A 6,000-nucleotide genomic window follows, 5' to 3' on the forward strand; every position below is an offset into this window, starting at 1 on the left:
GGACCACATATTTTTTGGCCAGCCCACGGCCGGGCGAGCATCAGAGGTGCTTGACCTGGGCCGGTAACCCAGCCCCGGGTCAAGCAGTTGAAGCTCCGCGGCGGGGCCCCCTGGCAGCTGGCCCTGATTCAGGCCGGGTCTTGTGCAGCAGGGCGTACCCGGCCACCGCCAGGGCCCCGGCGGCCGCTTCGGCGACCGCCGTGATGGTCTTGGCCGCATACCAGACCGGTTCATACATCGAAGGCAGCGGCCCAAGAGCGGGGACCTGGACATACCGGTACAGGATGACCGCACCCAGGGACGACAACGCAACCACGGCGGCGGCCGCGAAAGCCGTCCGTGACCCATTGAGCAGAACAAACACCGCTGCCAGGGCCGCTGCTCCGGCCTGGATCAAAAACAGGCTCCCTTGCCCGAGACCGCCCGGAGCTGCCTGCTGGTAGCCCGGGGCGAGCTGGACATGGATGACGGCACTGACCACCAGACCAGCCGCGACGCCGGCACGCAGCACCCACAAGGCGCGCGTCCGTCTGGTCAGTTGTAGTTCTGGGCGGTTCATTTCACGACCAGCGTCCCGGTCATCTGCGGATGAAAGCTGCAGATGACCCCGTACTCACCCGGGGCGTCCGGAGCCTGGAAGCTCACCGTTGCACCGCTCGGGACTTCAACGTCGAACCCGCCCTCGTTCTTGGCGGTCAGGGTGTGAGGGGCGCTATCCGCGTTCGTCACCGTCACCATCGCCCCCGGCTTCACCGACGCGGGAACCTCATACGCGAAGCCCCTGATCGTGATGACAGCCTCACCGGCCGGGGCCGATCCGTCAGCTGACGGGGCAGGGGAACTGGCTGCCGGCGGAGGGGCGGAGGGCGCTCCTTTCTGGGTGGCGCATCCGGTAATGGTCGCCAACGACACGGCGGCGGCTACGGCGAGGATGCGATTGATCGTTCTCATGACAATCCCTTTCCCAGGGATGTGCCCTCCGCACGCCGGACGGCGCGTCCATCAGGAAACTACCCCACACACCCTATTCGTCACCCCTGCCCTTACGGACTGCTCGACGGGGACTCGCGGAATAACCGGCCCGGACCGGGTCCATGTTCTCCGGAGGAAGTTTTCTGATGTGAAAGACATCTTGCTTCCGGTCTGTGTAGGCTGGCCCCATCCGGCACGGTAGGAGCATCGAAGGGTGAGTCATGACTGAAATCACTGCACATCACGGGTTGTTCAAGGACACCAACCTGCATGTGGATGACACCGGAGGGCCGGGTCGTCCGGTGGTCCTGATCCACGGGTGGCCGCTGTCCGGGGAAGCGTTCCAGGCCCAGGTGCCGGCGCTTCAGGAGGCCGGATACCGGGTCATCACGTATGACCGGCGCGGCTTCGGCCGCAGCGACAAACCAATGACTGGCTATACGTACGACACACTGACCGAGGACCTGCACGCCCTGCTGGAGCAGCTGGAACTCGATGACGTCACCCTGGTGGGCTTTTCCATGGGCGGCGGCGAAGTAGCCCGCTACTTCAGCCTCTACGGAGCGGAACGGCTGCGCAGCGTCGTTTTCGCGTCCGCGGTCCCGCCCTACCTGATGCAGACCGGCGACAACCCCGAAGGGCCCCTGACCAAGGACGCGGCCACGAAGATGACAGCGGACCTTACCAGGGACGAGGACGAGTTCTACGACGGATTCACCCGCAAGTTCTTCTCCGTCAACGGAGAACTCAAGGTCACCGAGCAACAGCGCCAGGATGCCTTCGCATTGTGCAAGCAGGCGGACAAGAAAGCGGCCCTCGCGTGCATGGCCGCCTTTGGCGGCACCGATTTCCGTGACGACCTGCCCAAAGTGACCGTTCCGGCACTCGTGCTCCACGGCGACGGCGACGCCATCGTACCCTTCGAAGGATCCGGTCAGCGCACACACGCAACCCTGCCCGGGAGTGAACTGCGCGTCATCACCGGAGCCCCCCACGGATGCAACGTAAGCCACGCCGAGGAATGGAACGAAGCACTGATCCAGTTCCTGGCCAAATAGTCCACGAGGTCCGGCAGACCTCGTGGATCTATTCAACAGGAGTAGCAATTGACAGTAGATCCTCTAACGGGACGAAACCGCCATCTGGGCTGTGATCTAACCGCCACGTTCCGCTAACAATCACAGGCCAGAGATCCCCGCAGCAGCTCACACCGTCTCGAAGGGCGAGGACGCTCGCGGGTTCAACGGGACTCTGCGTGATGTACTAATCTGCGTCGCCGTAAAGACGATGGGTGGCAGCCGCCGCGGCCGTTTAGGGCACTGTGGCCGATCCGGCCCACGGTCCGGCTCGGTTACCTGCATTTGTTCGCTACGTGAAGTTTCAGGTTCTGCGCTGCTTCTTTTCAGGGAGAGTACTGAACCTGCCCACGAGGCGTGTGCCGGCTGGATTGGGCAACGCCAGATTACGGACTGCATCCATGATGCCTGGAAGGACGCGGCACCATGGGTGCAGTCCAGTCCAGTCCAGTCCCGGCGGTCGGGCCGATAGGTTCCGTGCCGGGTCCTTGTGGGCACGTGGCGGCCGCTTCTCTCGCCGTCAAGGCGCGGTCGAGCTCTGCCGCGGGCAGGGGCCGCGAAATGAGGTAGCCCTGGGCGGTGTCGCAGCCCAGTTCCCTCAGGACAGCCAATTGTGTTTCGCGTTCCACGCCCTCGGCGGTGGTTCTCAGTCCCAGGGCTTTGGCAGGGGCGATGACGCTGGCTACCAGGATTGCGGAGGTGGGGTCCGTGTCGATGGCGTCGATGAACGACTTATCCAGCTTCAACCCCGTGAGGGGAAGTTCCCGGAGCAGGGCAAGGGAGGAATAGGCCGTGCCGTAGTCATCCAGGGCGACCCCGGTGCCCGCGTGGATCAGTGTGCGTAGCTGTGCGGCGGCGGAGGGGAGATCCACGATGGCTGCGCTTTCGGTGATCTCGATGTTCAGTAGCGATGTCGGAACGCCGTGCCGCCCCAGGGCTGCCTGGAGGTCGGTGACCAAACTTCCCGCTGTCAGCTGCAGAGGTGAAGTATTTATGGAGATGGCCCGGGGTGTTCCGGCGTCCAGCCAGCGCCGGGCTTGGGTGCAGGCCTCGTCGATGACCCAACGGCCGATGGCATGGATGTCACCGGTGTGTTCGGCGATGTGGATGAACTCGTCCGGGGAGACTGTGCCCAGTTCCGGGTCTTCCCAGCGCAGCAGCGCCTCCACAGCGAGACATGCACCGGTGGGGATGTCCATGAGGGGCTGGTAGTGGAGACTGAACCCTGCGTTGTTGAGGGCCTGGGGCAGGCGGCGTCGGATGAGGGCCTGGCGGGCGAAACGGCTTGTGGGACGGCGGGGGTCGATCCTGCCCAGCCGGCGTTTGCCTTCGTGTTTGGCCTGCAGCATCGCCGCGTCCGCGTGGCGGAGGAGGTATTCCAGACGCGTCCCGGGGTCCTGCCCGTCAGCGTCGATATCGCTGGCCATGGCCAGGCCCAGGGTGGCGGAGAGCCGGAGCTCGTGTCCGTCATGGGGGAATGGCTCATCCAGGGAACGGAGGATCCGGTAAGCGACGGTACGGGCCGTGGTCTCATCGACGTCGGTCAGCACCACGGCGAATTCGTCCCCGCCGAGGCGGGCGACCGTGTCGGAGGGCCGTGTGCAGGCCTGAAGCCGGGCGGCAACGGCGGTGAGCGCGCTGTCACCGGAGCGATGCCCGAAGGTGTCGTTGATGATCTTGAAATCATCCAGGTCCACGTAGAGGGCTGCCGTCCGGGATGAATCGTTGCCGGCCAGGAGAGCTGGCGCTGACTCTTCCAGTCCCCGCCTGTTCCCCAAACCGGTCAGCGGGTCATGGAGGGCGGCGTGCCGGAACAGATCGGAAAGTCCTTCGAAGACCTCTGAGACCGGAACGATGCGCGGGGCCTCTGCGGTGACGAGCACATCCTGATATCTGCTTTCCTCGGGTCGGTCCAGCAGCGCGGCGGCGGCGGCCCGAAGATCCAGCGATGGCGGCAGCCTGAAGGTGGTGTGTGACATCAACGCTTCTGCCGAAGCACGGGCGTTCAAGGCCCGCCCGTAGCCCAGCCGTCCCGTCATCCGGTGATCAAGCTGGTCCCGGGTCAACAGGGAATGATTCCCTCCGACATCGATGACAACGGCCCGAAGCCGCCGGTCGGCCCGGAACAGCGCCTCAATTTCTCCCGAGGGCGTGTCGGCCCGCAGGATGATCGCCTCGAAGCCAAGATCACCCAGCGTAGGCGGAGGCGGCTTCACAGTGCGGAGGACGTAAGGGAGGGGTGCCACGAGTTCTTATTATCAGGCAAAAACGAACGGAAGCTAAACGCCGAGCCAAGAATCGGCAAGCGGCAGTGGTGTCGGGGGTTCGCCGCTCCAGGCGGTCAATATTTGTAGACAGCCGCTGCACCCCCGGGGTGTGGCGCCGCCATCGTTGATGGCCGGGGCCGCCGCTGTTGCCTGTGGTTGCGTTGGGTAAGATTGGCCGGTGACCTGGTTGATTTTGATTGTGCGGCTTGGGCGGGCCGCCCCCCGCTATCGACGGCGCGTCTTCCCTACGTGATGCTCCTATAGTTGTCAATGCCCCTCGGCAGTCTCTTGTTGCTGCGCAAGCCAGCTTCTGTAGTCGCGGGCGAGGGTGTCATCGCGGCTGAGTCCGCGTTCGATGCGGGAAAGCGTGCCAGGCCAGGTGCCGAAGTGAATTGCGGCGGCTTGGAGGGTGATCCACGGGCACGCGTCAGATACGGGAATCAAGCTTTCGGGCATGGTCAGTGAACTCACCGGGGTGGGGGCCCTGACCGCGGCTGACACCACCCGGCGTCGGGCATCTTGAGTAACAATGCAGCGTCGAAAACACGGGAACCGTTCAGCAGGCAATCATCGGTGTCATTACGCCCCGGACAACGAGACAGAGCCGTTAGCGCCGGATCCTGTTCCATTGTTCGCGACGGGCAGAGAAGGCGAACCACCCGATCGCCTGGTTGTGCCGGGTCTTGAAGGTCTCCCGGGCCTCGTTCTACCGGTGGCGCAACCCCAAGGGCCCCTCCCCGCGGGCCGTCCGGCACCAGCGTCTGGTTGCTGAGGTTACTGGCCTGTTCGAGAAGGAAAAAGGCCGGGCCGGCCGTGACCAGCTGACCCTGATGCTCAACACGAAGGGTGTGAGGTCGCCGCTCCAACGGTCGGGGCGATCATGCGCGAGCAGGGCCTGCGGGCCGTACGCACGAGGGCATGGAAGCAGACCACCGTGCAGGACCCCCAGGCGAAGACCGCGCATATCCGCAACCACATGCTCGGCGAGGACGGCAAGCGGGACTTCACCTCCACGGTGCCCGGGACCCGGCTCTGCGGGGACATCACATACCTGCGCACCGGCGAGGGGTGGCTCTATCTGGCCACCGTGATCGACCTGTGCACGGGCATGGTCATCGGCTGGGCCATGGCCGATCACATGCGCGCCAGGCTGTGTACCGACGCGCTGGGAATGGCCCGTGACCACGGGTACTTCGCCGAGGGAGCAGTCGTTTTCCATTCAGATCGCGGCTCCCAATACACCTCTGACGAATTCCAGAAATGGTGTGGCGGGAACCGTGTTACCCAGTCCATGGGAGCCGTCGGGGTGTGCTGGGACAACGCGGTCGCCGAAAATTTCTTCTCGCACCTGAAGACCGAGATGTACCACCAGCACACCTTCGGCAGCAGACTTTCCGCGAGGACCGCTGTCAGGGAATACATCGAGGGCTGGTACAACCGCCGCCGACCAAACCGAAGGGCCGGCGGCATTCCACCGGCAGCGGCCCATACCGCCCATCAAACCCGCGACCCGGAAACCCTGGCCGCGTAACCCGAATCAACTACGAAACTGTCTCAACAACTTGACGTGCGCAGACCCTGCGCGGTGAAGGTCTTTGTGTACTGGAAGTGAACCGCCCGAACCGGGCCGCGCGCCGACTCAAGGGCAAATCCGATCCGCTGGACGCCTACCAAGCGGCCCAATC

5 protein-coding genes and 1 pseudogene are annotated in these 6,000 nt (G+C 64.5%); 2 read left to right on the forward strand and 4 right to left on the reverse strand.

From position 1 onward, the window contains the following. Window positions 1-79 precede the first annotated feature (79 nt). Together ACZY0Y_RS11225 and ACZY0Y_RS11230 are read right to left on the reverse strand one after the other, a co-directional pair. Complete coding sequence (locus ACZY0Y_RS11225; RefSeq protein ID WP_463886347.1) at window positions 80-559, reverse strand: hypothetical protein; 480 nt, start codon at window positions 557-559, stop codon at window positions 80-82. Then, entirely contained in the window at window positions 556-951 is a 396-nt protein-coding gene (locus ACZY0Y_RS11230) for a cupredoxin domain-containing protein (protein WP_463886349.1), read from the reverse strand. Before ACZY0Y_RS11230 ends, ACZY0Y_RS11225 begins: the two co-directional genes overlap by 4 nt. Window positions 952-1,193: 242 nt before the next feature. Between ACZY0Y_RS11230 and ACZY0Y_RS11235 the strand changes: the two genes are divergently transcribed. Next, on the forward strand, window positions 1,194-2,030 hold the full coding sequence (locus tag ACZY0Y_RS11235) for an alpha/beta fold hydrolase (protein ID WP_463958042.1): 837 nt from the start codon (window positions 1,194-1,196) through the stop codon (window positions 2,028-2,030). Window positions 2,031-2,434: 404 nt separating this feature from the next. On the opposite strand, the gene ACZY0Y_RS11240 is transcribed toward ACZY0Y_RS11235, so the two are convergent. Together ACZY0Y_RS11240 and ACZY0Y_RS11245 are read right to left on the reverse strand one after the other, a co-directional pair. Continuing rightward, complete coding sequence (locus ACZY0Y_RS11240; RefSeq protein WP_463958044.1) at window positions 2,435-4,294, reverse strand: putative bifunctional diguanylate cyclase/phosphodiesterase; 1,860 nt, start codon at window positions 4,292-4,294, stop codon at window positions 2,435-2,437. 288 nt (window positions 4,295-4,582) lie between these two features. Further along, window positions 4,583-4,786: a hypothetical protein gene (locus tag ACZY0Y_RS11245; RefSeq protein WP_463958046.1), complete on the reverse strand. Its 204-nt coding sequence runs from the start codon at window positions 4,784-4,786 to the stop codon at window positions 4,583-4,585. 379 nt (window positions 4,787-5,165) lie between these two features. Here ACZY0Y_RS11245 and ACZY0Y_RS11250 point away from each other — a divergent pair. Further along, window positions 5,166-5,846, forward strand: a pseudogene (locus tag ACZY0Y_RS11250) (IS3 family transposase); the annotation flags it as partial. Window positions 5,847-6,000: the final 154 nt, after the last annotated feature.

The sequence above is a fragment of the Pseudarthrobacter kochi genome, assembly GCF_055412805.1.

Excerpts from the sequence above, each read along its gene's own strand:
- ACZY0Y_RS11225 (WP_463886347.1), bottom strand. The coding sequence starts at position 559 with ATGAACCGCCCAGAACTACAACTGACCAGACGGACGCGCGCCTTGTGG.
- ACZY0Y_RS11230 (WP_463886349.1), bottom strand. The coding sequence starts at position 951 with ATGAGAACGATCAATCGCATCCTCGCCGTAGCCGCCGCCGTGTCGTTG.
- ACZY0Y_RS11235 (WP_463958042.1), top strand. The coding sequence starts at position 1,194 with ATGACTGAAATCACTGCACATCACGGGTTGTTCAAGGACACCAACCTG.